Consider the following 25,570-nt stretch of genomic DNA (forward strand, 5'->3'; position numbering starts at 1 on the left):
TCGGACCGGCTTTCGCCAGTTGGCTCAGTCCTGACGGCTGGTCACTTCCAGCAGGTGATAACCGAACTGGGTCTTCACCGGGCCTTGCACGGTGTTGACCGGTGCGCTGAACACCACGGTGTCGAACTCCTTGACCATCTGGCCCGGGCCGAACGAGCCCAGGTCGCCGCCCTGGCGGCTCGATGGGCAGGTGGAGTTGGCTTTGGCGATTTCGGCGAAATCGGCACCGGCTTCGATCTGGGCTTTGAGTTCGTTGCACTTGTCTTCGGTGGCAACCAGGATGTGACGGGCAGTGGCTTTGGCCATGGGAGTGGCTCCTTGGGGTAAAACCCCAAGCCTAACGCAAATGAAGGTCGGCTGATAGTTATCGCGGGGCAAGTGGGAGCGGCGGTGCGACGCCTCGACTTGCCCCGCGATAAGGCTTACAACCGCTCAGCCGCCTCACGCAGCAAGCGTTCGGTCGAATCCCAGCCCAGGCAGCCATCGGTAATCGACACACCGTATTTGAGCGGCTGCGTGCCCAGCGCCTGGCAGCCGTCGAACAGGTGGCTCTCGAGCATCATGCCGACCAGCGAAGTGTCGCCCTGCAGGCGTTGCTCCAGCACCTCGTTGAACACCGCCGGCTGGCGCAGCGGGTCCTTGCCGCTGTTGGCATGGCTGCAATCGACCATGATCCGCGGTGCAACGCCGGCCTTGGCCAGGCCCTGGCGGGCCAGGGCAATGCTCTGAGGGTCGTAGTTCGGGCCCTTGTTGCCGCCACGCAGCACCAGGTGGGTGTCGGCATTGCCCAGGGTTTCGACAATCGCCGGGTAGCCTTGCACGTCCATGCCGAAATGCCGATGGCTGTGGGCGGCGCTGCGGATCGCGTCGCAGGCGATGCCGACGCCGCCGTCGGTGCCGTTCTTGAAGCCGACCGGCAGGCCCAGGCCACTGACCATCTCGCGGTGAATCTGCGATTCGGTGGTGCGCGCACCAATCGCCGCCCAGCTCAGCAGGTCATCGAAGTAACCGGCAGCCATCGGTTGCAACAGCTCAGTGGCGACCGGCAAGCCGCGTTCGAGCATGGCCAGCATCAACCCGCGCGACAAGGCGATACCGCCATGCATGTCGTCGCTGCCATCCAGGTGCGGATCGTAGGCCAGGCCTTTCCAGCCGACGGTGGTGCGCGGCTTTTCGACGTAGGCGCGCATCACCAGGAGCATCTGGTCGCTGACGTCGATGGCCAGGCGCGCCAGACGCTGGGCGTATTCGCGGGCCGAGCGGGGATCGTGCAGCGAGCAGGGACCGACGATCACCAGCAGGCGTTGGTCTTCGCCATCAAGAATGGCGCGTACGGCCTGGCGGTGGGCTGCGACCTGGGCAGTGAGGGCAGGAGTGAGCGGCATTTGCTGCTTGAGCAACAGCGGGCTCGGCAGGCGTTGGCTGACGGCACTATTGGCAGCAGTGGGTTCGGACAGTGGCAGAGCGAGGTTGGACGATTGCATGTTCGGGGTTCCCTGGGCGGATGGCGGGGTCTGGCCCGCGCTGTCGGCCCTATCGAGGTGTTCGACAGTTGGCCGGATTGGCGTCATGTGTTTGTGTGCCACCAACAAGTGACCGATCGGAGGCGGCAGGCTGGCCCGAACGGGATTGGCTAAATCGCCAGAAGCTGAAGCTTTGGTAACGGTAGGTGGCGTAGTTCATGTTCTGTTCCTCAATGTCATTCGCGAATTACCGGGGGCCTGAAACGCAAAACCCCCGGTCGGGGGGCCGACCGGGGGTTGAGTATTCTCGTGTTCGGCGGCCCCTTGAGTGTGGGCGCCGGTGTGGGTATCAGCGGCGCCTGTGGCTAAACCAATACCCAAAATAAAAGCTCGCCGGGGAAGCCGTCGCGCACTCGACCGCCGCCACAGGGCGCGATAGGCGACCGGTGTTGCGAGCGTGAGTGAGGGTGGTGTGCGACATGTGACTCTCCAGTTGATGCACCCGAGCTTACTTCAGGCCTTGCCAAGGTTTCAATGGCTAATTTGCATGATTGTGATGGATCGTGACTATCGCCGCAGGTAGGCGGTGAAGTCGATGTCGCCGGCACTGAGGATCGCCTGCACGCGGTTGTGCACGTTGAGCTTGCGCAGAATCGCCGAGACGTGGGCCTTGACCGTGGTTTCGGCGATGTCGAGGTTGTAGGCGATCTGCTTGTTCGACTCACCCTTGGTCATGCGTTCGAGCACCAGCAATTGCTTGCGGGTCAGGGCTTGCAGCAGTTCCGGGGCAAAGCCCTGGTGCTCGCCCTGGCTGCGCCGGCTGCTGCTTTTTTGCGTACGGATGATGTCCGGCGGCAGGTAAACATTGCCGTTGAGGATCTGCTCGATGGCCTCGGTCATCTGCGAGCGTGGCGAGGACTTGGTGATAAAGCCCACGGCGCCGTAGGTAATGGCTTGCAGTACCACCTGCTTGTCCTGTTCGGCCGAGACGATCACCACCGGAATGGTCGGCGCCTCGTTGCGCAGGTTGATCAGGCCACCGAGGCCGTGCATGCCGGGCATGTTCAGGTCGAGCAGGATCAGGTCGAGGTCATCGTGATCGCCGGTGATCGCCAGGGCGCTGTCGAGGTCGGCGGTTTCCATTACCTCGCTGCCGGGAAAACCGTCGCTGATGACATTGTGGATGGCCTCGCGAAACAACGGGTGGTCGTCGGCGATCAGAATCTTGTACATGGCTTTGCACCTTATTGTTGTGGTTGTCGCTGCACCCCTTCATTACAGGCCAGGTGCAGCGCTTTGGAAATGCGACCATCGACAACTGAAACAGTACCAAAGTAGTAGTCGGGCGCCCAGGCGTGCGTTCTAGCATGGGGCAAACCTGCAGGAGCACTAAGATGGCCATATTACTGGTCGACGATCACCCGATGCTGCGCCTGGGCCTGGCCGCTGCGTTGCAACAGGGCCTGGCGGGCATGGCGATCATCGAGGCCGGCAGCGGTGAAGAGGCCCTGCACAAGGTTGGCGAGCAGTTGCCGGGGCTGGTGATCATGGATTTTGACTTGCCCGGTATCAGCGGCGTGGAAACCACCCGACGCCTGCGCCAGCGCCTGCCGCAACTGCGCGTGCTGTTTTTCAGCGAGCACACCGACCTTGGCCTGGTGCGCCAGGCCATGGCGGCCGGGGCCTGTGGCTTTCTGTCCAAGGCTGCAGGCCCGGCCGTGCTGCTTGAGGCGGTGCGCCGGGTGCTGTCCGGGCATGCCTACATTGAACAGGCATTGGCTACCGACCTTGCCTGTCAGGCAAGCACTACCCGCATTCAAGGCCTGACTCAGCGCGAAACCGAAATCTTCCTGATGCTGGCCAAGGGCACGCCACCGCGGCTGATTGCCGAGCAGCTGTGCATCAGCGCCAAGACCGTGTCCAACTACCTGACCCTGCTCAAAAGCAAGTTGCAGGTCGCCTCCCAGACGCAGATGGTGCGCCTGGCGATCGAGGCGGGCCTGCTGCGTGTGGCGGCCTAGTCCCAGGTTGTTGGGCAGCCTTGGCAGCCTTGCATATTGCTGTCTTGAAAGTTGGCGTAGTGCTGGCGGCTGCCGCGCAGGTCGGCCTGCTCCAGGTTGCTTTCGCCGAACTTGGCCTCCTGCAGGTTGGCATCGGCCAGGTTGGCGCCCTTGAGGTCGGCCTTGCTCAACCAGGTCATTTCCAGGTCGGCGGCCTGCAGTGTGCTGTTGTGCAGCTTGGCCCCGGAGAGGCGGGCGAATTCCAGGTAGGCGGCGCTTAAGTCAGCGTTTTCGAAGTTGGCGCCCTGGGCGAACAGGCCCCAGGCCTGTACGGCGACCAGCTTGGCATCGCGCAGGTCGGCCAGGCGCAGGTTGCTTTGCTGCAGGCTCGCGCGGGTGAGGTTGGCGCCTTGCAGTTGGGCCTTTTCCAGGTTGGCCAGGTCCAGGCGCGCGTGACGCAAGTTCGCCCCGCGCAGGTCGGCGCCGGCCAGGTTCATCTTGCGCAGGTCCTGGTTGCTCAGGTCGGCGTTGCGCAGGTTAGCGTTGGGGCACTGGCTTTCGGGGGCGATGGTGCAGCCGTTGACCCTAAGCGGGGCGTCGTCATCGGCCAGAGCGGGGGTGCAGGCGAGGGTGAGCAAGAGCGGGAGGTATTTCATGGGGATCTCCTTGGCTGTGGGATAGCTATCGCGGGGCAAGCCCGCTCCAACACGGAGCGGGCTTGCATTGCGATGGGCTTAGCGCAGGGCTGTCTTGGTGTCCCAGGCCGGGATCTTGAACACCCAGAACGAGCCACCCTGGGCCACTGGCTTGGTCAGCTCGGCCATGTCGCCACCCCACAGCGGCACCGCGCCGCCGTAGCCGACGGTCACGCCGATGTACTGCTCACCGTCCTGCTCCCAGGTGATCGGCGGCGAGACGATGCCGCTGCCGGTCTGGAATTTCCACAGCTCCTCGCCGGTCTTGGCGTTGAAGGCCTTGAAGTAGCCATCACCGGTACCGGTGAATACCAGGTTTCCCTTGGTCGCCAGCACCCCGGCCCACAGCGGCAAGCGCTCCTTGTGTTCCCAGACCATTTTGCCGGTGGTCGGGTCCATGGCCCGCAGTGAGCCGACGTGGTCCTCGTACATGCGCTTGATACGAAAACCCATGCCCAGGTAGGCCGAGCCTTTCTTGTAGTTGACCTCCTCGGTCCAGTATTCCTCTTTCCACTGGTTCGACGGTACGTAGAACAGGCCGGTGTCCTGGCTGTAGGCCATCGGGTTCCAGTTCTTGCCGCCCAGGAACGGCGGCGAGACTTCCACCGGTTTGCCCTTGGTCTGCCCAGGCTCCGGCTTGGCCGGACGCTGGCCGGGGTTTTCCACCGGGCGGCCGGTCTTGAGGTCGATATGGCTGGCCCAGGTGATGTTGTCGGCGAACGGGAAGGCGTTCTGCAACTTGCCGTTGGTACGGTCGACCACGTAGAAGAAACCGTTGCGGTCGGCATGGGCGGTAGCCTTGTACTGCTTGCCGTCCTTGTCCTTGTAGTCGAACAGCACCAGCTCGTTGTTGCCGGAGAAATCCCAGGCGTCATTGGGCGTGTGCTGGTAGAACCACTTCACCTCGCCGGTGGACGGGTCGACGCCGACCTGGCCCGAGGTGTAGAGGCTGTCGTAGTCGTGCGGGTTGCCGTCTTTGGAGGTCCGCGCCCAGGTGTTCCATGGCCCCGGGTTACCGGCGCCAACGATGATGGTGTTGGTTTGCGGGTCGAAGCTTGCGCTCTGCCACGGCGCGCCGCCGCCATGGCTCCAGGCTTCGACCTTGCCGGTTTCAGTGTTCGGGTCATTCGGCCAGGACGGCGCCTTTACGTCGCCGGTGGGGGTGCTGTCCTTGCCGTTGAGACGGCCCATATGGCCTTCGACGAAGGGCCGCATCCAGACCTCGTCACCCGTTTCCGGGTCGCGCGCATACAGTTGGCCGACCACGCCGAACTCGTCCCCGGAGCTGCCGTGAATCAGCAGCACCTTGCCGCTCTTCTGGTCCTTGATCAGGGTCGGGGCACCGGTCATGGTGTAGCCGGCGCTGTGGTCGCCGAATTTCTTCTTCCACACCACCTTGCCGGTGTCCTTGTTCAGGGCAATGACCTGGGCATCGAGGGTGCCGAAGTAGATCTTGTCGCCATAGATGGCGGCGCCGCGGTTGACCACGTCGCAGCAGGGGCGAATGTTGTCCGGCAGGCGATGGTTGTAAGTCCAGAGGCGCTTGCCGGTCTTGGCGTCCAGGGCAAATACCCGCGAGTAGGAGCCGGTGACGTAGATCACCCCGTCGTTGACGATGGCCTGGGACTCCTGGCCGCGCTGCTTCTCATCGCCAAAGGAGTACGACCAGGCCGGGGTCAGCTTGAACACGTTCTGGTCGTTGACCTGGGCCAGCGGGCTCCAGCGCTGGGCATTGGTGCCCATGCCGTACTGCAGCACGTTGCCGGTGCTCTTGTGGTCGTCGGCGATGTCTTCCCAACTGACCGGTTTGGCCAGGGCATGCGGGGCCAGGGCCAGGCCGCCCAGCAAGAGGACGGTGTGCACGGCGCCAGACAGCGGAGAAAGCGCGGCGGGTAACGATCTTATTGTCATGGTTGCAGTTCCAATGAAGGTTTTGGCCTGCATAGCCTGGAACGCCAAGGCCTGGATCGATACGGAAAATCTCCCGGCCTCACCGGGAAAACTTCCCAAACCGGGCATGATTTGGCACTGCCCCACAAGCGCTACTACCAAGGGAGGAGCGCGCGGCCACCAAAGCAGCATGGGGCCCTCGCCTGAGCATTCCTAAGATGCCGGCACAACCTTTCAGCCGAGAGGTTGATGCGTGCAAACAGCAGTCGAGGGCAGAACAATGAGAACAGCAAAAAACGCCTGGTTGAGCCTGATCGTGAGTGCCGGGCTGATGAGCAGCGCCGGGGCCATAGCCCATGGCAACGTGACGCCAACCGCGGTCAATACCGGCAACCTGGAAAAACTCGGTGATCAGTGGCGCGCAGAAAACCCTTATCGCAACAGCAAGGACCACGACGAGGCGGTGTCCATTGGCGCCTCGGCCTATAACCAGAACTGCGCCGCCTGCCATGGTCTTGAAGCCAAATCCGGCGGCATTGCCCCGGACCTGCGCCTGCTCGATGAAGGTGCCGCCGGTGATGAGTGGTTTGTCGAGCGGGTGCGCAATGGTGCGGTACGCGACGGCCGGGTGTACATGCCGAAAATGGCGGATTACCTGAGCCAGGAGGCGCTCTGGGCGGTGCGCAGTTACCTCGACAGCGTGCACGTCGAAGAATAGGGCGTCGGTGGCTGACCTAGCATTTTTGTCAGTTTCGCAACGTTGCATTCCAGCGTTGAATAGGCCTTCCGATCAGGAGGAATACCTATGACTTCGCTGCTGGAACTACCTGTGGTACGCCTGCCCGTGGGTGAGGACCTTGTCGTGCTTGTCGAGGATGACGACGGCAACGAGGTGGCCGGCGAGGCGGGAGTCAACCTGGCAATGCTCGACACCAGCGGCGCGCTGGCGGTCGCCATCGAGCCTTGGCCCAACCAGCAGGCAGGCGATCGTTTACGCCTGTACTGGGGCGAGCAGCCCCTGACATTGCGGGTGCTCGGTGACGTTGAAGTCGGCCACACCGTGCACCTTTCAGTTCCTGCCAACGCACTGGGCGACGGCCAGGTCAGTGTGCGCTATGCGCTCTGGCAACCCGGCAGCGGCTGGCAACAGTCGGCGCCGATACGGGTGCTGGTCAAGCTGGGCCGGCCGGGCCAGCCTGCGCCTGGTGAGTATTCGCAACTGGCCGCACCGCAGTTGAATGTCACCGAGGTCACGAGCTCCAACGTCAATCGGGTAGAACTGAGCATCGCTGCCTACCCGGGCATGCGTGTGCGTGATCGGGTCGAGGTGGAGTGGGGCGGCCAGCGCTTCAGCTATCTGATCCGTCGCGATGAGGTGGGTAACGCCTTGACCATCCAGGTGCCCGGCGATGTGATTCGCGCAGCAGGCGATGGCGATCGCGCTCCAATTGCCCCCACCAATCACTTGCTGGTGCACTACCGTGTCATTGATGAGCTGCTCAACAGCTCCGAAGGTGAGCAGCGCAGCCCCTGGTCACCGCGAGTGAATATCCGCGTGGCGATCAACCCTGACCCGCTGCCAGCGGTCTGTGTCACGATCAGGGGGGAAGGGGGCGGCGGTACCGGTTGCCGGTCGGTGGTTAGCGACCTGAGCGGCCGCGATCTGCAGGTGGAGGTCTATACCTACGACTACCACTTTCGCATAGGTGATTCGCTGGCGCTGTTTTTCGACGGCTTTGCCTTCAATGGCGAGCCGGTGCCGCTGCAGCATGTAGAGCCAGTGACACAAGTCCCGGGGCCGGTGATATTCAACGTGCCCAATGCGCTGGCCAGCACGCTGGGTCGCGGGATGGCGGCGGTCTCCTATCATCGCCTGCGAGAAGACCAGCCGCACCTGGCCTCACCCCAGGTACCGGTTGTCTTTACCGACGACAGAACAGCACTGGCGCTGCCCCGGGTAGAGCAAGCCAGTGAAGACAATTACCTGGTGCCCGATTCACCCGCCACTGTGCAGATACCGCTCTACCCCTGGATACGGGTCGGCCAGGAGGTCCGGGTGATCTGGTCAGGCAAGCGTTTTGACAACGGACGGGTGTTTCATGAACAGCTGCTGACCCTGAACGAAGAAGACCTCGAAGAAGGCCGCAGCTATATCGAGCACACCATCCCCCAGCGCCATGTGACGCAGTTGTGGGGCCAGCGAGCCGAGCTCTACTACCTGGTCGATGCCGAGCGGTCGCCTTCATTGTTCCTGCAGATCGGTGATGCCTTGCCTTTACTCGACGCCCCCGAGGTACTCGAGGCGCAGGACGGCATGCTGGCACCCGGTGACCTGGACGAAGAGGGTGCAACACTGGAGATCCCGCCAGGCGAAGATGTGCAGCCGGGCAGCTGGATCACCTACTTCTGGCATGGCGTCGATGACGAGGGCTTTGCCAGTGAGCGCCGCCAGGTTGAAGACGCAGAACTGCCGACGGAGTTTCGCGTGTCTCGCGATATTGTCCTGGCCAGCCAGGGCCAGCAGATTCAGGTGAATTACATCGTCAGCAGTGCTGCGCGGCCCGGACGCTCTTCCCATCCTCTGACCCTGACAGTGGGCGAACTGGATATCGACTTGCCGCCTGTGCAGGTGCCTGCAGCGCCGGAGGCTGTACTCGCCCCCCTGGATGCCGTGGATGGCCTGCAGGTGCGGGTGGAATACGACGGCATGTCGCAAGACCAGCAAATCGTCCTCGAATGGCAGGACGAACACAGCAGTGACGGGTGGGTCTCGTTGCCCAAGCCGGGTAACGCCTCAGGCATCGTTGACTTCGAGGTGCCTGCGGCGGTGGTTGGCGCCAGTATTCGCCCGCTGCAAAGCCTGGTAGTGATTCGTTATACCGTTACCCTCGACGGGCAGCCCCCGCGTTTCTCAACCCCCTATGAGCTGTACATCGAAACGCTCGACGAACTGCCTGATACGCACGTGGTGGAAGCGGTCGACGGCGCTCTTGATCTGGCCGATTTTGATGGCGACGCGCACTTCGTCGTCGCACCTTGGCCCTTTATCGCCCTGGGCCAGTGGGCCAGGTTGCAGTTGCACGGCATCAGTGAAGGCGGGTCGGTCAGGCCTATTCTGTTCGAGGGCGCGCTGGAAGAGCCCGAGCAGCTTGTCAACGGCTTGAACCTTGAGATCCCGCGTGAGCTGCTTTTGCAACTGATCACCAGCAGCCAGTTCACTTTGGAACTGAAGGTCTGCTTCGACGGTTCGGCACTGGAAGCCAACGCCCTGACTTTCGACGCACTGGAATTGGTCATCAACCCCCTGGGCTGGCAGCCGTTCGAGGTCAACGGCTGGACTACCGGGCGTTTCTCGCCCGTCACCGGCTTTACCGGTGCGCGCTTTCGGCGCAGGCCGATCGGGCTGTTGCCGCCGTTGCGCTTCGAAGTCAACCAACCTGAGCTGGCCAAGGTGGATGATAGCGGTGAGGTGACCTTGCTTGGGCAATTGCGGCAACCGTTGTTCATCACAGCCTATGGTGACGATGGGCGTGACTCCAGCTACCGCCTGGAAGCGCCGCTGAAGTGGTTCGAGAAACCGCCGAAACAGCTGTTCACCTTTACCTCGGCCCAAGACTATTGCCTGCGCGAGGGCCTGCAATTACCCACCATTGGCGAGGTGATCCATCGCGAAGGCGAGCGCGGCTTGGGGCAACTGTGGAGCGAATGGGGAGACCTGCGCGCCAACGGCTGGCTGCGGGACGAGGAGGGTGACTGGTCGGGCAGTGCGATGGTGTTTCTCGGTACCCCACCGCATCCAGATTACGCCTACAGCCTGTCCATCGGCGTTGGCCGGATCTTCCCCATAGCCCACGGCTACGTGCTTTATGTGAGTGGTTATCGGCGGGCTAGCGTCGCCTGCCAGGCCTGTGACGCTTCGCGTGAGTATCGTCAGGGCGAAGCGTGGGGCCCGGCGCCGGACTTATAGCGGATAGTGCTTGAGCTCCCGCGCAATCAACATGCGCTGGATCTCGCTCGAGCCTTCGTAGATCTGGGTGATCCGCGCATCGCGGTAATACCGCTCGACTGGATAGTCTTCCAGATACCCATAACCGCCATGCACCTGAATGGCCTTGGAACACACCCGCTCGGCCATTTCCGAGGCGAACAGTTTGGCCTGTGAGGCCTCGCTCAGGCACGGCTTGCCGGCGCTGCGCAGGCGGGCGGCGTGGAGAATCAACAGCCGTGCGGCGTTGATCTGCACCTGCATGTCGGCCAGCAGGTTGGCAATGCTCTGGTGCTCGTTGATCGGCTTGCCGAACTGGATGCGCTCGCGTGAGTACAGCAGCGCCGCCTCGAACGCTGCGCGGGCGATGCCCAAAGCCTGGGCGGCGATGCCGATGCGCCCGCCTTCGAGGTTGGACAGGGCAATGGCCAGGCCCTTGCCGCGCTCACCGAGCATGTTGGCCGCCGGGATACGGCAGTTGTTCAGGGTGACCGCGCAGGTGTCGGAGGCACGGATGCCCATCTTGTGTTCGCTGCGATCGACCACGAAGCCGTCGTTGTCGGTGGGTACCAGGAAGGCCGAGATGCCTTTTTTGCCCAGCTCCGGGTCGGTCACCGCGAAGACGATGGCAAGCCCGGCGCGCCGGGCATTGCTGACGAACTGCTTGGCGCCATTGATCACCCAGTGATCGCCCTGCAGTTCGGCGCGGGTGCGCAGGTTGTGGGCCTCGGAGCCGGCCTGGGGTTCGGTCAGGCAGAAGCAGCCAATCACTTGCCCGCTGGCCAGGCGTTCGAGCCAGGTCTGTTGTTGCTCGGCGCTGCCATAGGCCAGCAGGGGGCCGCAGCCCACCGAGTTGTGGATGCTCATCAGTGCGCCGGTAGCACCGTCGCCAGCGGCGATCTCTTCGACCGCCAGGGCGTAGGCGACGTAGTCGGTGTAGCTGCCGCCCCATTGCTCGGGCACGACCATGCCCAGCAGGCCCAGCTCGCCCATCTTTTTCACGACGCCGTCGTCGATCCAGCCGGCCTTTTCCCAGGCCTGGGCATGGGGGGCGATCTCGCCGCGGGCGAAGTCCCGGGCCATGTCGCGGATCATGATCTGTTCTTCAGTCAGTTCCAGGTCTTGCATCTGCGTACTCCAGGCCTCAGAGGCCTTCGAAGAATTGATCCACGCGCTGGCGGCTGAGGCCGGCGAGGGTGGCGGGGTTCCAGCGTGGCTGCTTGTCCTTGTCGATGATCAGCGCGCGCACGCCTTCGATCAGGTCGCCATGCTCGAACCATTGGCGGTCCAGGTGCAGCTCCATCTTGAAGCAGTCTTCAAGACTCAGGTGGCGACCCCGACGCAGCATCTCCAGGGTTACGGCCATGCCGAGCGGCGAACGGCTGTCCAGCAGGTCGGCGGTTTTCACCGCCCATTCGTGGCTGTCGGCCACGGTCACGGCCCGCAGTTGCTCCACGATACTGCCAACGTCGGGCAGGGCGAAGAAGTGATCGATGGCCGGGCGCAACCGCGCCAGCGGCGCGTCTTCGAGCACCTGGGTGCCGAGCTTGGCCAGCACGCCTTGCAGGTCCTTGAGCGGCTGTTTACCAAAGCTCAAGGCATTGAGGCGTTCATCGAGATTGGCGAGCTCGCTGCTGTCCAGGTACCAGTCGGCCAGGCCGCAATACAGCGCATCGGCCGCCTGCACCTGCACGCCGCTGACGCCCAGGTAGGTGCCCAGCTCGCCGGGAATGCGCGAAAGGAAATAGCTGCCGCCCACATCGGGAAAGTAACCGATGGCGGTTTCCGGCATGGCCAGGCGGCTGCGCTCGGTGACCACCCGCAGGTCGGCACCCTGGGCCAGGCCCATGCCGCCGCCGAGGGTGAAACCGTCCATCAGGGCGAGGACCGGCTTGGGGTAATGGTGGATGCACAGGTCGAGGGCGTATTCCTCGACGAAGAAATCCCGGTGCAGGCTGTCACCGGCCTTGTAGCTGTCGTACAGCGAACGGATGTCGCCACCGGCGCAGAAGCCTTTCGGGCCTTCACCGCGCAGCACCACGGCGTGCACCTGCGTGTCGCTGGCCCAGGCGTCGAGCTGGCGCTGCAGGCTGCGGACCATGTCCAGGGTCAGGGCGTTAAGGCCGGCGGGGCGGTTGAGGGTCAAGTGACCGATATGGTTGCGAACCTGTGCCAGTACCTGGGCATCAGTTGGCGCTTGAGCGTGCGCGGTCATCGCTGTCTCCCTGCTTTGTTATTGATTTTCCACGTGTTTTAACACGGTCTGGATAGGCGCTAGAGGATCGAAGGATCGTAACAGTGCAAATTTGCCCAATACAATCCGTAAATCTGCAGGCTGAGTCTGCATTTTTGCATGGGTAGGCGCGCCTAACGCACCGGGTCTTGCCACTTTAGCCTTGTGGCACCGACGGGCAAGGGATTAGTGATGGGGATTAACGCCGTCTGCGGGGCGTTGGGCCTGCGGCGCCAAAGCACTATTGAGCCCATTCCAAGGCCGCGTATGGCTGCCTGGCGCGCGTTTCGATAATCGCCTCCGACATCCGTCACCCCGTTTGCGCAGAGCGCCATGCACAACAATAACAATGCCAATCGCCGTTTCCTGCCTTTGCTGACCAGCCTCGCGGCCTTGGGCCTGAGCCCTCTGGCCGGTGCCGAAATCATGCTCTACGACAAGGAGCAGACCACCTTTCCACCGACGGCTACATCAACGCCTTCTACGTCAACAGCGATGTCGATCGGGCGGGCGAGCAGTACGACCGCCGCCAGTCGCGGGTGAAGATGGGGTTTCTGCCCAACTACCTGGGCTTCATCCTCCTCGACGAGCTGCTCGCAGGCTACGGCCAGGTCAGTGACACCCTGGGCCTGGTCGATGGTGGCGGGGTCTCGTTCGGTAACATCGGCAGCGGCTACCCGTACCCGTTCCCGACCTCGCAGATCACCTACCGCACGCCGGTGATGGAAGGCCTGCGCATTGCCGTCGGGATCATGGACCCGGTCGATACCAACGACGACAGCGCGGTGGGCAAGGCCTACCAGGAAAACCCGCGCACCGAGAGCGAGATCACCTACCAGTTCGACCTCGGCGGGGCGCAGATCTACAGCTGGCTCAACGGCACTTCTTTGCCGTGGGCGCGGTGCTGACCTGGTAACGGCATCGTGGGTCAAACTCGCCTGTGCGGGCTTGACCCGCGATGAGGCCACCCGCTCTACAACCAATGCCACCCACACCCAGTACCCAAGTAGCATTCGGCCCGCTGCCGAGCCTCCCTAAACTGCCTGCATCCATCCATGCCACCGAGGAGGCACCCATGCAGCAGTTCCCGGCCGAGGGCGTGATCAGTGCCGTGTCGCGCGCCAGCGCCGCCGAGCTTGCCGCCCTGGAGCTCGCCAGCCAGCTGCTGCACCCGCACCTGGGCTTTGTGCTGTTCTTCTGCTCCGCCGAGTACGACCTGCCAGCCTTGGGCCAGGCCCTGCAACAGCGCCTTGGCCCCCTGTTGCTGACCATCGGTTGCGATTGCTTCCTGCGCCGCCTGGAGCTGGAAAGCCGCGACAGCCTGGCCGAGGTCGGCAGCTTTCTGCGCAGCCAGCGCGTGCTGGGTTTCAACTCCTACGGGGAACAGTTCAATGGCATGCACATCAACCAGACCTTCACCGGCGTCGCCATCGGCCGGCCCCGTGGCCAACTTGAACAGTGACCAGCGCCTGGCCGAGCTGCAACGGGCCAACCACAAGCTGCTGCGCATCAATGCCGCGCTGATCGAACGCCTGGAATCGGGGGCGGCGCGGCCGGACGACTCCTATGCGGCGTTCCAGCATTCGGTGGTGCTGGCCGAACAGGTGCGCGAACGTACCGATGCCCTGAACCAGACCCTGGTCGAGCTCAAGGCCAGCAACCATTTGCTCAGCGATGCGCGCTTGCGTGCCGAAACCGCCCACCAGCACCTGGTCGACGCCATCGAGAGCATCTCTGACGCCTTTGTGCTGTTTGACCCGGACTTGCGCATCGTTCTGTTCAACAGCCGCTTCAAAGCGTTCTGGGCCGGGAGCCGCATCCGTATCATCAGCGGCATGCGCCTGGCCGAGGTCAAGCGCCTGATGCACAGCAGCGGCCTGTTCAGTGAAGAACAGCGCGGGGCCAGCGACGAGCACCTGTTGTATCGTCTGCAAGACGGGCGTTGGTTGCAAGTCAGTGAACGGCCGACCCAGGATGGCGGGCGGGTGATGCTGTTTACCGATATCACCGAGGTCAAGCACAGCGAAACCCGGCGCCGCGAGCAGGCGGTGGCGCAGAGGTCGTACCTGCTGCAACGAGCGGTCGACAACCTGTCCCAGGGTGTGGCCATGGTCAATGCCGATGGCGTATTGGAACTGTGGAACCGGCGCTTTCTCGAACTCAGCGGCCTGGCGCCGATAGCAGCACACCGCAGCTTTACCGAGGTGATCGCCGACAGCGAACTGGCCTTGCTGACCCCGGCCAGCCGCGACGGCAACGGCCGCTGCGTGCATGAGCTGGAACAGCGCCTGTACGACGGGCGCATGCTCGAAATCCGCACCCACCCGTTGCCCACTGGCGGCTTCGTCAATACCTTCACCGACATCACCGAGCGCTACCAGCACGCCGAAGCCCTGAGCGAAAGCGAGCGCTGGATCCGCCTGATCACCGACCATGTGCCGGCGCTGATTGCCTACCTCAACGCCGAACTGGTCTACGAGTTCACCAACAAGGTCTACGAGCAGTGGTACTGCTGGCCGCCGGGGGTGATGCTCGGGCAGAACCTGCGCGAGGTGCACAGCCCCGAGCATTACCAGCGCCTGGAGGGCTACATCGAGCGGGCGCTGGCCGGCGAGAGCGTGACCTTCGAGTGCGCCGAAACCCACGTCAACGGCCAGCAGCGCTACATGCTGCGCTCCTACGTGCCCAACCGCCTGGCCAATGGCGAAGTAGTGGGGATCTTCGTGCTGATCCGCGACATCACCGAACGGCGGCGCACCGCCGAGGCCCTGCATCAGGCCTACCAGAACCTCGAAGTGCGGGTGCGCGAACGCACCGCCGAACTGAACAAGGCCAAGCAGGACGCCGAGCAGGCCAACCTGTCGAAGACCAAGTTCCTCGCAGCCGTCAGCCATGACCTGCTGCAACCCTTGAATGCGGCGCGGCTGTTTACCAGTGCCTTGCTCGAACAGAGCAGCGCCAACCCGGCGCTGGTACGCAATGTCAGCAACTCGCTGGATGACGTCGAGAGCCTGCTTGGCACCTTGGTGGACATCTCCAAGCTCGATGCCGGGGTGATCAAGGCCGACTTGGCCACCTTCGCCGTCAGTGACCTGCTCGACAATCTCGCTGCCGAATATGCCCATGCCGCTGCCAGTGAAGGCCTGTGCCTGGCCTATGTACCGTGCGGCGTGAGCGTACACAGCGATATCCAGTTACTGGCGCGGATCCTGCGCAACCTGCTCAGCAATGCCATCCGCTATACCCCCCGTGGCCGCGTGCTGCTTGGCTGCAGGCGGCGTGGCAAGGCGCTGTGGATTGAAGTCTGGGACACCGGCATCGGCATTGCCGAGGAGCGCCGCGAGGAGGTGTTCCAGGCGTTCAAACGCGGCGATGTGCAACGCCCAGATCAGGACCGCGGGCTGGGTCTTGGCCTGGCTATCGTCGACAAAATTGCCGGGATTCTCGGCCATCGTCTGCAGTTGCGCTCAGTACCGGGCAAGGGTTCGGTGTTTGCCATCGAAGTGCCGCGTAGCCGGCACACGCCGAAGCGGGTGGCTGAGCCTGACCTGAGCGAGCCGCTGCGTGAACGCCTGGACGGCGCGCGGATCTGGGTGCTGGATAACGACGCGGCGATCTGCGCGGGTATGCGCACCTTGCTCGAACAATGGGGCTGCGAGGTGGTGACGGCGTTGAGCGAGCAGGACCTGGCGCGTCAGGTGGCGATCAACCACGCCCCGGCTGACCTGCTGATCGCCGACTATCACCTGGACAACGGCCGCAATGGCGTCGATGCCGTGGCGGCGATCAACGCCCAGCGGCGTACACCGCTGGCGACGCTGATGATCACCGCCAACTACAGCAACGAGCTCAAGCAGCAGGTCCGTGAGTGCGGCCACACCCTGATGCACAAACCGGTGCGGCCGATGAAGCTAAAGGCGGCCATCAGCCACCTGCTGGGCAGTGAACTCAGCGCGCCAGGCGCCCGCTGACGAAGTGCGCGCTGTCGTTGTAGCCGTGGGTCGAGGCGTGGCCGGGAGTGACCAGCGAATCGATGAAGGCTTCGTCTTCAGCCGTGATCTTCACCGCCAGTGCGCCACTGTAGGTGTCCCACTGGGCTTCGGTGCGCGGGCCGACAATCGCCGAACTGATCAGCTTGTTGTTGAGCACCCAGGCAATCGCGAACTCGACCATGCCCACGCCCTTGGCTTGGGTATAGGCGTGGATTTTCTGGGCGATTTGCAGCGATTCGGGGCGCCATTCGGTTTCCAGGATGCGCTTGTCCTGACGCCCGGCGCGGCTGTTGGCGTCGGGGCTGGCATTGGGTGCGTACTTGCCGCTGAGCACGCCTCGGGCCAGCGGGCTGAACGGCACGATACCCAGGCCATGGTAGGCGGCAGCGGTAAATTGCTCGGGTTCGGCCTGGCGGTTGACGATGTTGTACAGCGGCTGGCTGACCACAGGCTTGGCCACCCCCAGGCGCTCGGCCAGGTTGCAGATTTCGGCAATGCGCCAGCCGCGGAAGTTGGACACCCCCCAGTGGCGAATCTTGCCCTGGCGCAGCAGGTCGCCAATGGCGCTGACGGTAACCTCCAGCGGGGTGTTGTGGTCTTCGCGGTGCAGGTAATAGATGTCCAGGTAGTCGCTGCCCAGGCGGGTCAGGCTGGCGTCGATGGCATTGAAGATGTGCTTGCGGCTCAGGCCGCTGCGGTTGGGCAGGCCATCGGCGGGGCCGAAGCCGACCTTGGAGGCGAGGATCCAGTCGTGGCGGTTGCGGGCGATGGCCTCGCCGACGATTTCTTCACTGCGCCCGGCGTTGTAGACGTCGGCAGTGTCGATGAAATTGATGCCTTGGTCCCAGGCCTTGTCGATGATGCGCAGCGAGTCTTCGGCGCTGGTCGGCTCGCCGAACATCATGCTGCCCAGGGTCAGTGCAGACACCTGCAGGCCGCTTTGGCCCAGAGGACGGTAGATCATGATCGAAAGTCCCTTCGCGGTTGGAATTCGATCTGTTTTACACAGTTCCACCTCCGATTTAAAGCATCGCGGGGCAAGCCCGCTCCCACATATTGTAGGAGCGGGCTTGCCCCGCGATGGGGTTGCCTCAGTTCACCGGTTCAGCCACCGCCCCAGCAGCCCGCACCCGCGAAACCCGCAGCGTCACCAAACTACCAAACACGATCAACCCTGCCAGCGAATACAGCGCCGCATCGGTCGAACCTGTCTGGTCCTTGATGAAACCGACCAGGTAAGGGCTCAGGAACCCGGCCATCTGCCCGACCGAGTTGATGATCGCCAGGCCCGCCACTGCAGTGCCAGCGCTGAGCAGCGCGGTAGGCATCGGCCAGAACATCGGCAGGCCGGTGAGGGCGCCCATGGTGGCGATGCTCAGGCCGAGAATGGCGATGACCGGGCTGTGGGCGAAGTTCACCGCGATCAGCAAGCCCAGGGCGCCCATCAGCATCGGTACCACCAGGTGCCAGCGCCGTTCGTTGCGCAGGTCCGCCGAGCGCCCGACCAGGAGCATGAACACACCGGCCAGCAGATATGGGATCGCACTGAGCCAACCGATCACCAGGGCATCGCTGAAACCCAGGTTTTTGATGATCGACGGCAGCCAGAAGTTGATCGCGTAGACGCCGCTCTGGATGCAGAAGTAGACGAAGCCGAAGGTCCAGATCAGCGGGTTGGCGAACACCGACAGCACGCTGTCGCTGGTGGTTGCCGGTCTGCTGGCCGCATCGACCGCCAGGTCGTGCTTGATCATGTCGCGCTCGCCCGGGCTCAGCCACTTGGCCGTGGCATAGCCGTCACTGAGCAGGAAGATCGCCAGCACGCCCAGTACCACGGTAGGCAGGCCCTGGATCAGGAACATCCACTGCCAGCCGGCCAGGCCGTGCTGGCCGGCGGCGAAGTGGTTGAGGATCCAGCCGGAGAACGGCCCGCCGAGCAGACCCGAGACCGGGATCGCCGACATGAACAGGGCCATGATCCGCCCGCGGCGGGTAGCCGGGAACCAGCGCGAGAGGTACAGCACGATGCCGGGGAAGAAGCCCGCTTCGGCCGCGCCGGTAAACAGGCGCAGCACATAGAACTCCATGGGCGTGGTGACGAACAGCAAGCAGGTCGACAACGTGCCCCAGGCGATCATCATCAGCGCGATCCAGCGCCGCGGGCCGAAGCGGTTGAGCGCCAGGTTGCTGGGCAGGCCGCACAGCACGTAACCGATAAAGAATATCCCGGCACCGAGGCCGTAGATGGTTTCGCTGAACTTCAGCGCATCGAGCATCTGCAGCTTGGCGAAGCCGACGTTGACCCGGTCCAGGTAGTTGAACAGGTAGCAGATGAAGATGAAGGGAATCAGCCGCAGGGTAATGCGCCGGTACAGCGCGTTGCGGGTGACGTCTTGGCCTTGGTCAGGGGCAGGGCTGTTAGACATGGTTTGCTCTCTGTTGTTATGTTTGTCGCGCAGCCTGCGTCTTGGCGGCTGCAGCAGTGAGTCTCGGTGAGCCGGCCACGGCTGTCTTTGTGCTTTTGCACAGCCTTATCGGCGGCGCGCTGTGCCGCCGACCAATCATTGCGACAACAAGGATTAGCCTTATGTTCGAACTGGACCATGACCTGGCACAGGATATCGTCGACCGGGCGATGGCCATTCTGCCTTGCAACGTCAATGTCATGGACAGCCAGGGCCTGATTCTTGGCAGTGGCGAACCGCAGCGTATCAATACTCGCCATGAAGGTGCGCAACTGGTATTGGCCAATGGGCGTATCGTCGAGCTGGATGTCGACGCGGCCAAGTGCCTCAAGGGTGTGCAACCCGGAGTGAACCTGCCGCTGCTGCTCGACGGGCGGTTGATTGGCGTATTGGGCCTGACCGGCGACCCGCAGCAGTTGCGCACCTACGCAGAACTGGTGCGCATGACCGCCGAAATGCTCCTGGCGCAGCGCCATTTGCAGGTCGAGCAGCAATGGCGCAAGCAGCGTTGCGACGACTTGCTGGCCTTGTTGCTGGGCGGTACCGGGGATTCGCCACGATTGGTCGACGAAGCCCGGCAACTGGGTTTGAAACCGCAACTGGCGCGGGTTCCCTGCCTGTTCGAACTGGAAGCCGGGCATGATGCGCAAACTTTGGCCAGCTGGCTGATGAGCCGCTACCCGGACAGCTGGTGCGTGAGCCCGGCGCGCCAGTCATTGCTCTGGTGCCGGCCCGCGGGCGCAGCCCTGGACGAGTCGCGCCTGCTCGACAGGCTGCAACGTCACGGTTGGCATGTCCAGCGCCTGGCCAGCGGCTCGGCGGCGCAGAGCCTTGAGCAATTGCGCCGGGGTTACCGGCGCGTGCGTGACTTGCTGGCCTACGGCCGTGAGGTACTGCCCGATGAGCGACTGCTCACGCTGGCACGTTTACGGCTTCCGGCGCTGCTCTGGCGCCACCGCAACGACGACGCCCTGGACGAATTGCTCGAACCCTTGCAGCGCATCCGTGCCAAGGACAACAGCGGCCAGTTGCTGGCCACCTTGCGTGCCTGGTGCGCCCACGACGGCCAGAGCCAGGCCTGCGCCGATGCCCTGGGCATCCACCGCAACAGCTTACGCTACCGGCTGGAGCGCATCGCCGAGCTGAGTGAGGTCGACCCATTGCGCATGGAAGGGATGCTCAGCCTGTACCTGGGCTTGCAGTTGTTGCCGGCTGATGCCTGATCAGAGGTAAACAATCTCCAATGTCGTGCTGCCATCGAGGTGCACTGCACCGTTGATAGGCAGCTGCCTGGAGAGGAAACCGCTGACAAACAGTTTGACGCTTACACGTGTGGCCGGTTTTGGCGCCGGGTCGCTGGTCGGGAAATGAGTATAGGCATGGCGTAAACCGGAGTCTTTGTTGGTGTCGCCAAAATAGCCGCCTGTGGCACCGCTCCAGCTTTGTCCGAAATCACGGGAGGAGGCCGGGTAACCTTCGCGGCCATCCAGTTCGATGGTCGAGGCCGAAAACCGCATCGTGTAGTAGCCAATGGGCGCCTCGTTGTGTAGCCCGAGGCCAAAGTGAAAACTGAGCTCGGACGAACTGCTGGGAAAACGGTTGTCGCTCGGCTTCACTGCGAACACCGTAGGGCTGGCGCAATTGATTGTAAAGGCGATGTCCTTTTCTGGCAGTTTGTAATAGTCGGGGCCCTGGCTTTCGAGGTCGTCTATTACCAGCAAGCCATAGTCAATATTGCCATTGGCGCTCAATGAGGGTGTACAGGCAGAGGGGCTGAGGGTTCCGGTCAGGCTCACCTCAGTGGTGCTGGCAATGGCACCGACACTGGTCAGTCCCAGTAACATGCAGACCCGGGTCAACGCTAATTTCATGGCCATCGGTTCCTTGCAGAGCAGGCGCGGTCGGTGCCGGCTAACGTCAGAGATAAACGATTTCGAGAGTCGCGCTACCGTCGATGCGCACATCACTGTTGATGTTCAAACGCTTGTCTATAAACGAATAGACCAGCAGGTTCGAGTTCAGGCTTGTGGCAGGTGGTGGTGCAGCAGTGGTATGGGTGTACGCCAATAGATACCCCGGCTCCACGCTCGTATTGCCTAGCCAGAAGATTTGCCTTGGCCCGTTCCAGTTTTGTCCGTTATCGGTTGAAGTTGTGCCCTGAGCGGGCTGGCCATCAAGTTGGGTTCTGCTGGTGGCTGATCCTACGCCGTAATTGCCAATGCTTTGACCCTCGTGCTGGCCCAGTCCAAATCTCGTTGACTCGGTCAAGCTGCTGTCATAGCGGTTGTCTGTGGTTTTTACGGCAAACAGGGTGGGGCTGTTACAGGTGATCGCGAAGTTGATTTGCTTTTCAGGGAGTATGTAGTAGTCCTGGTTTTCCCTGAGATCTCCCACCGCCAGCACGCCATAATCCACGCGACCACCGCCGTCGAGAGTGGGTAAGCAGGCATTGGGAACAATGGTGCCTTCTACGGTCAGCTCAGCAGTACTGGCCTGGCTTTGAACGCTGGTGAGGCTCAGCAATGTGCATGCGAGCCAGAAATGAGTCTTTTTCATGGGTAAGGTCCTGGTTATGTTTTTTAATTGCCGGAACCGCTGCAGGTTGCGCTGACCTGACGGGATTGCGTTCACGGACGGCAAGCATTATGCACAATTAAGCGATCATTTATAATGTAAAGCATTACAAATTGTGCATAGCATTTTTGATTGGCCCCCGTGTAAAGGGGGCTGTGGTTGGCCAAGTGACAAACAAAAGTACCCACGTTCTTGTGCATTTGACTGACGCCCCTAGGAGGGGCAAGTGTCAGCATGCAGAACAATTGAATCTGGAGAATTCCTCATGAAAATCGTCATCGCCCCCGACTCGTTCAAGGACAGCCTCAGCGCCGAAGGTGTGGCCGATGCGATCGCTGCGGGTATTGCCCAAGTGTGGCCGCAGGCGCATCTGGTCAAGTGCCCGATGGCCGACGGCGGTGAGGGCACTATGGAGGCCATCGTGGCGGCCTGTGCCGGTGAGCTGCGTAGCCTGCAGGTGCGCGGACCGTTGGGCGAGCCGGTCGAGGCGGGCTGGGGCTGGTTGGCCGACAGCCACACGGCGATTATCGAAATGGCCACTGCCAGTGGCCTGCAATTGCTCACCTTGGAACAGCGCGATGCCTGCCGCAGCAGTACCCTCGGTACCGGGCAACTGATCAGTGCGGCGCTGGATGCCGGAGCGCGGCGAATCATCCTGGCCATTGGCGGCAGTGCGACCAATGACGCCGGCAGCGGCATGTTGCGAGCGCTGGGCCTGAAGTTGTTCGATGAATACGACCAGCCGCTGGCCGAAGGCGGTTTGGCGCTGGCAAAGCTTGCCCGCATCGATGCCGGCGCGCTGGATCCGCGTCTGAACGAGGTGCAGTTGGAAGTCGCCGCCGATGTCGATAACCCCCTGTGTGGCAGCAATGGCGCTTCGGCCATCTTCGGCCCGCAAAAAGGCGCCAGCCCCGAGGAAGTCCAGGCTCTGGACCAGGCCCTGGGGCACTTTGCTGATCACTGTGCGCAACTGTTGGGCACAGATGTGCGTGAGATTCCCGGTTGTGGCGCGGCCGGCGGGATGGGTTTTGCTGCCAAGGCGTTCATGCAGGCGACCTTTCGCCCGGGGATCGAAGTGGTGGCCGAACTGGCCGGGCTTGAGGCGGCAGTGCAGGCTGCAGACCTGGTGATTACCGGCGAAGGCCGCTTTGATGCCCAGACGCTGCGCGGCAAAACACCGTTCGGCGTGGCCCGGATTGCCCGCCGGCATGCCGTGCCGGTGGTGGTGATCGCCGGCACTCTTGGCGAGGGCTATGAACAGCTGTATGCCCATGGCATCGACGCAGCGTTTGCCTTGACCGGCGGCCCGATGACCCTGGAGGCGGCCTGTGCCAATGCGCCAGCCTTGCTCCAGGCGCGCGCCCGCGACATTGCCCGCCTATGGAGTTGCGCCCGCCAGACCTGTGGGAGCGGGCTTGCCCCGCGATGAGGCCAGCACCTTCACTATTTGTGTCAAGCCTGATCCGTCAGTAGCCCAGCGCTGCTGCCACCTTCGAGCAGCGCCAGCTCGCCAAACGACGCCGAAGCATCGATATAGCGCAGCGCCGATTTGGCATCTTTCCAGCCGACATGACTCATCAAAGCCTTGAGCTCCCAGCCATTGCGGGTTGCCCAGGTAGCAAAGCCGCGACGCAGCGAGTGACCGGTATATAACGCTGCCGGTACACCCGCATGCTCAAGGATGCGCCGCAGCAGGCCGATCAGGCTGTTGCTGTTGAGCGCCTGTTCACCCAGGTTGCCCCAGCGGTCGAGCTTGCGAAACACCGGCCCATGGGCGATGCCGGCCACTTCTATCCATTGCAGGTAGGCCTGCACCGGGCACAGTACTTTGAGCGCCGGGGCGCGGTGACGCACACCCAGCGCCTGGCGGTCACCCTTGCTGCGCGGCAGATAGATCGACATGCCGACGCCTGCCTGGGCCTGGATATGTTCGACCTGCAGGCGGGCCAGTTCATCCCCGCGAAACCCTCGCCAGAAACCGATCAACAGCAAGGCTTTGTCGCGACTGGCGCGCAGTAGCGCAGGCAGCTCGTGGCGGGCACGGGCCTGGGTTGCTTGCGCTTCGAGCACCGCAACCGCCGTTTGCAGATGCTGGATGAGCAGCGGCGCGGCCTGCCTGGGCTCTGCCGGATGCAGGGTGCGAATGCCCTTGAGCAACTGGCGCACTATCGGCGCCTTGGTCGGGTCGGGGAAGCCCTGGCTGACATGCCATTGCCCCAGCGCTGCCAGGCGCTGCTTGAGGGTACTGATCGAATGGCTTTGCGCATGATCGGCCAGATAGCGAGCGATGCTGTCGGCGGTGGCTGGCAAAAAACCTCCCCAGCTCACTTCGAAGTGCTCCACCGCGGCCTGATAGCTGCGCCGCGTGTTGTCGCGTACCGCTGCCTGCAGGTAGCGCTCGATCGTATTCATTGCCTCATTCCTGGCAGACGTACCGCTCTGGGCACTTTTACCCGCCATTCTAGCCTTTAACATGCGATAAGCCGTGATTATTTTATCTGATTAATAGGTTGTTCAAGCGTAAATTGAACCAATGAGATAGCATGTAAATACATGGTACGTATCACAGTACGAAATAGTAGGAGCTCACATGGCCCGTGGCGGTATCAACAAGGCATTAGTGCACAAGGCGCGCCAGGCGCTGCTGGCCCGTGGCGAGCATCCGAGCATCGATGCAGTACGTATCGAACTGGGCAATACAGGCTCGAAAACCACGATTCACCGCTACCTGAAAGAGCTGGAAAGCCTGCAGCCAGCTGTACCCGCCGCGGCGCCAAACCTAAGTGATGCGCTGGCGACATTGGTTGAGCAACTGGCTGAACAGTTGCGAGAGGAGGGCGAGACGCGCATCGAGCAGGCTCGCAGCACTTTCGAGCAGGAGCGCCAGACCCTGTTGGCGCAAGTCCAGATCAGCCAGCAGGCGCTGGCTGCACTGCAACAGCAGCATGAGATCCAGGCTGCGGCGTTGGCCAGCGAGTCAGAAGCCTTGAATACTGCCCGCAGCACCCTGCAAAGCGAACAGACGCGCAACGCCACCCTCAACCAGGCGGTGGGTGAGTTGAACCTGCGCCTGGCCGACAAGGACGAGCAGATCCGCTCGCTGGAAGACAAGCACCAGCATGCCCGGGATGCCCTGGAGCACTACCGCAATGCCAGCCGCGAGCAGCGCGACCAGGATCAGCGGCGCCACGAGGCGCAGGTGCAGTTGCTGCAGGTAGAGGTGCGCCAGTTGCAACAGACCCTGATCGTCAAGCAGGACGAGCTGACCCGCCTGAACCGCGACAACGAGGGCTTGCTGGTACAGATCCGTACCCTCAAGGAGGCCCAGCGCGGCTTCAAGACCCTGGGCGATCGTCAGCAGGCACAAATCCACGGCCTGGAGGTGAAACTTGCGCAGCTCAGTGGTTCACGCGATGAGCTGGAGAAACAGAACAAGGACCTGGCCTTGAGCCTGGCCGAACGGGTATCCGAGCTGCGCCGACAGTTGCAACTGATCGGCAAGCAGGAAGCCCAATTGCGCCAGGCCGAGCGTGCCCGCGAGCAGACTCAGGACAACGCTTGAAGCTCAAGGCGCATGGCGCAGCGGCCGGTCAGTCCCTGCAGCTGCTCACGGCTCAGTTGTTGCTGCAAGGCCTGGCTGAGCTGCTGTTCAGTGAGTGCCTCAAAGCCCAGGCGGGCATAGAAAGGCGCGTTCCACGGGACCGTGGCAAAGGTGGTCAGGGTCAGGGCCTGAAAGCCGTTGTCGCGGGCCCACTGGCCGGCTGCGGCGATCAACCTGCGGCCATGGCCCTGGCCTTGCACAGCCTGGGCAACCGACAGCTCATGAATGAACAGGTCACGGCCTGCAGGCTCCGCGCAGAGGAAACCCTGCGGTTGCTCCTGGGCATCGGCCAGCACCCACTCATGGCCCTGGTCGATGAACCTGCGGTGCTCTTCGCAGCTCATCACCGGCCCCTGGGCAATCCATTCAAAACCTGGTTGTTGGGCAAAGGCCTGGGCGGCAGAACGCTCGACGGCAGGTAGTAACAATGCGTCTTCGACGCGGGCGAGGCGCAGGGTCAGGGACATGGCGATAGCTATTGAAGGTGGCGTCGCAGTGTCGTCAATCGCCGTTTTTTTCGCAACAGCCGCAGCGCGGCAAGCCTTTTGGACTAACGCCATAAACGTTTAAGTGCGCTTAGGTATTAAGCCTAAAGCCAGAATCGTTTTTTTTCCCAGAGCTGCTATTTGTTCAGACAGCAGTGTGACCCCTCCGGTCATCTATGGGCAAAAG

At 62.7% G+C, this 25,570-nt stretch carries 20 protein-coding genes and 2 pseudogenes; 9 read left to right on the top strand and 13 right to left on the bottom strand.

Annotated features, from left to right (window positions below; all coding sequences use genetic code 11):
- Nucleotides 1-24 precede the first annotated feature (24 nt).
- The 3 genes from F8N82_RS10730 to F8N82_RS10740 all read right to left on the bottom strand — a co-directional run bounded on the left by F8N82_RS10730 (nucleotide 25) and on the right by F8N82_RS10740 (nucleotide 2,696).
- Entirely contained in the window at nucleotides 25-306 is a 282-nt protein-coding gene (locus F8N82_RS10730) for a peptidylprolyl isomerase (RefSeq protein WP_010226518.1), read from the bottom strand.
- A gap of 116 nt (nucleotides 307-422) precedes the next feature.
- Nucleotides 423-1,484 carry a 3-deoxy-7-phosphoheptulonate synthase gene (locus F8N82_RS10735; RefSeq protein WP_095163046.1) on the bottom strand — a complete coding sequence of 354 codons (1,062 nt, stop codon included), beginning with the start codon at nucleotides 1,482-1,484 and terminating at the stop codon, nucleotides 423-425.
- 546 nt (nucleotides 1,485-2,030) lie between these two features.
- The gene (locus F8N82_RS10740; protein ID WP_038995255.1) at nucleotides 2,031-2,696 is read right to left on the bottom strand and encodes a response regulator transcription factor; all 666 of its coding nucleotides are present in this window, start codon (nucleotides 2,694-2,696) and stop codon (nucleotides 2,031-2,033) included.
- Between the two features lie 161 nt (nucleotides 2,697-2,857).
- Here F8N82_RS10740 and F8N82_RS10745 point away from each other — a divergent pair, with 161 nt between their 5' ends.
- Nucleotides 2,858-3,484: a response regulator transcription factor gene (locus F8N82_RS10745; protein ID WP_038995256.1), complete on the top strand. Its 627-nt coding sequence runs from the start codon at nucleotides 2,858-2,860 to the stop codon at nucleotides 3,482-3,484.
- Here the strand turns inward: F8N82_RS10745 and F8N82_RS10750 are convergent.
- Both F8N82_RS10750 and exaA read right to left on the bottom strand, forming a co-directional pair.
- The gene (locus F8N82_RS10750) at nucleotides 3,481-4,119 is read right to left on the bottom strand and encodes a pentapeptide repeat-containing protein (RefSeq protein WP_038995257.1); all 639 of its coding nucleotides are present in this window, start codon (nucleotides 4,117-4,119) and stop codon (nucleotides 3,481-3,483) included. The genes F8N82_RS10745 and F8N82_RS10750 overlap by 4 nt on opposite strands.
- A gap of 78 nt (nucleotides 4,120-4,197) precedes the next feature.
- Nucleotides 4,198-6,069, bottom strand: a complete 1,872-nt coding sequence (gene exaA, locus F8N82_RS10755; RefSeq protein ID WP_038999366.1) for a quinoprotein ethanol dehydrogenase — start codon at nucleotides 6,067-6,069, stop codon at nucleotides 4,198-4,200.
- A 259-nt stretch (nucleotides 6,070-6,328) separates the two neighbouring features.
- On the opposite strand from exaA, the gene pedF reads away from it, so the two are divergent.
- On the top strand, nucleotides 6,329-6,766 hold the full coding sequence (gene pedF, locus F8N82_RS10760; RefSeq protein WP_038995258.1) for a cytochrome c-550 PedF: 438 nt from the start codon (nucleotides 6,329-6,331) through the stop codon (nucleotides 6,764-6,766).
- An 87-nt stretch (nucleotides 6,767-6,853) separates the two neighbouring features.
- Entirely contained in the window at nucleotides 6,854-10,015 is a 3,162-nt protein-coding gene (locus F8N82_RS10765) for a hypothetical protein (protein ID WP_038995259.1), read from the top strand.
- On the opposite strand, the gene F8N82_RS10770 is transcribed toward F8N82_RS10765, so the two are convergent.
- Together F8N82_RS10770 and F8N82_RS10775 are read right to left on the bottom strand one after the other, a co-directional pair.
- A complete protein-coding gene (locus F8N82_RS10770; RefSeq protein ID WP_038995261.1) occupies nucleotides 10,010-11,161 on the bottom strand; it encodes an acyl-CoA dehydrogenase family protein in 1,152 nt (383 codons plus the stop codon). The genes F8N82_RS10765 and F8N82_RS10770 overlap by 6 nt on opposite strands.
- Nucleotides 11,162-11,177: 16 nt before the next feature.
- Nucleotides 11,178-12,248 carry an enoyl-CoA hydratase/isomerase family protein gene (locus tag F8N82_RS10775; protein ID WP_038995263.1) on the bottom strand — a complete coding sequence of 357 codons (1,071 nt, stop codon included), beginning with the start codon at nucleotides 12,246-12,248 and terminating at the stop codon, nucleotides 11,178-11,180.
- Between the two features lie 351 nt (nucleotides 12,249-12,599).
- Between F8N82_RS10775 and F8N82_RS10780 the strand changes: the two are divergent.
- From F8N82_RS10780 to nahK, 3 genes and pseudogenes are all read left to right on the top strand, one after another.
- Nucleotides 12,600-13,150 (top strand): annotated as a pseudogene (locus tag F8N82_RS10780) (porin); the annotation flags it as partial.
- A 269-nt stretch (nucleotides 13,151-13,419) separates the two neighbouring features.
- Nucleotides 13,420-13,728, top strand: a pseudogene (locus F8N82_RS10785) (nitric oxide-sensing protein NosP); the annotation flags it as partial.
- Nucleotides 13,658-16,237 (top strand): hybrid sensor histidine kinase/response regulator NahK/ErcS', encoded by a 2,580-nt coding sequence (gene nahK / locus F8N82_RS10790; RefSeq protein ID WP_052251480.1) that lies wholly within the window; start codon nucleotides 13,658-13,660, stop codon nucleotides 16,235-16,237. The pseudogene F8N82_RS10785 and the gene nahK, both read left to right, overlap by 71 nt.
- On the opposite strand, the gene F8N82_RS10795 is transcribed toward nahK, so the two are convergent.
- Both F8N82_RS10795 and F8N82_RS10800 read right to left on the bottom strand, forming a co-directional pair.
- Nucleotides 16,215-17,222, bottom strand: a complete 1,008-nt coding sequence (locus F8N82_RS10795; RefSeq protein WP_038995266.1) for an aldo/keto reductase — start codon at nucleotides 17,220-17,222, stop codon at nucleotides 16,215-16,217. The two genes, nahK and F8N82_RS10795, sit on opposite strands and share 23 nt — an antisense overlap.
- A 127-nt stretch (nucleotides 17,223-17,349) precedes the next feature.
- Complete coding sequence (locus F8N82_RS10800) at nucleotides 17,350-18,684, bottom strand: MFS transporter (RefSeq protein WP_038995267.1); 1,335 nt, start codon at nucleotides 18,682-18,684, stop codon at nucleotides 17,350-17,352.
- Between the two features lie 161 nt (nucleotides 18,685-18,845).
- Here F8N82_RS10800 and F8N82_RS10805 point away from each other — a divergent pair, with 161 nt between their 5' ends.
- Nucleotides 18,846-19,946, top strand: a complete 1,101-nt coding sequence (locus F8N82_RS10805; RefSeq protein ID WP_038995268.1) for a sugar diacid recognition domain-containing protein — start codon at nucleotides 18,846-18,848, stop codon at nucleotides 19,944-19,946.
- Here the strand turns inward: F8N82_RS10805 and F8N82_RS10810 are convergent, their stop codons facing one another.
- Together F8N82_RS10810 and F8N82_RS10815 are read right to left on the bottom strand one after the other, a co-directional pair.
- Nucleotides 19,947-20,594, bottom strand: a complete 648-nt coding sequence (locus F8N82_RS10810; RefSeq protein ID WP_038995269.1) for a DUF1120 domain-containing protein — start codon at nucleotides 20,592-20,594, stop codon at nucleotides 19,947-19,949.
- 46 nt (nucleotides 20,595-20,640) lie between these two features.
- Nucleotides 20,641-21,279: a DUF1120 domain-containing protein gene (locus F8N82_RS10815; protein ID WP_038995270.1), complete on the bottom strand. Its 639-nt coding sequence runs from the start codon at nucleotides 21,277-21,279 to the stop codon at nucleotides 20,641-20,643.
- Nucleotides 21,280-21,562: 283 nt separating this feature from the next.
- Here F8N82_RS10815 and F8N82_RS10820 point away from each other — a divergent pair, with 283 nt between their 5' ends.
- Nucleotides 21,563-22,726, top strand: a complete 1,164-nt coding sequence (locus F8N82_RS10820) for a glycerate kinase (protein ID WP_038995271.1) — start codon at nucleotides 21,563-21,565, stop codon at nucleotides 22,724-22,726.
- A gap of 23 nt (nucleotides 22,727-22,749) precedes the next feature.
- Here F8N82_RS10820 and F8N82_RS10825 read toward each other — a convergent pair whose 3' ends face one another.
- On the bottom strand, nucleotides 22,750-23,709 hold the full coding sequence (locus tag F8N82_RS10825) for a site-specific integrase (RefSeq protein WP_038995272.1): 960 nt from the start codon (nucleotides 23,707-23,709) through the stop codon (nucleotides 22,750-22,752).
- Nucleotides 23,710-23,887: 178 nt separating this feature from the next.
- On the opposite strand from F8N82_RS10825, the gene F8N82_RS10830 reads away from it, so the two are divergent.
- The gene (locus F8N82_RS10830; protein ID WP_038995273.1) at nucleotides 23,888-24,859 is read left to right on the top strand and encodes a DNA-binding protein; all 972 of its coding nucleotides are present in this window, start codon (nucleotides 23,888-23,890) and stop codon (nucleotides 24,857-24,859) included.
- On the opposite strand, the gene F8N82_RS10835 is transcribed toward F8N82_RS10830, so the two are convergent.
- Nucleotides 24,844-25,365 carry a GNAT family N-acetyltransferase gene (locus F8N82_RS10835; protein ID WP_052251482.1) on the bottom strand — a complete coding sequence of 174 codons (522 nt, stop codon included), beginning with the start codon at nucleotides 25,363-25,365 and terminating at the stop codon, nucleotides 24,844-24,846. The genes F8N82_RS10830 and F8N82_RS10835 overlap by 16 nt on opposite strands.
- Nucleotides 25,366-25,570: the final 205 nt, after the last annotated feature.

It is taken from the genome of Pseudomonas fluorescens, from assembly GCF_902497775.2.
Lineage (GTDB): Bacteria > Pseudomonadota > Gammaproteobacteria > Pseudomonadales > Pseudomonadaceae > Aquipseudomonas > Aquipseudomonas putida_F.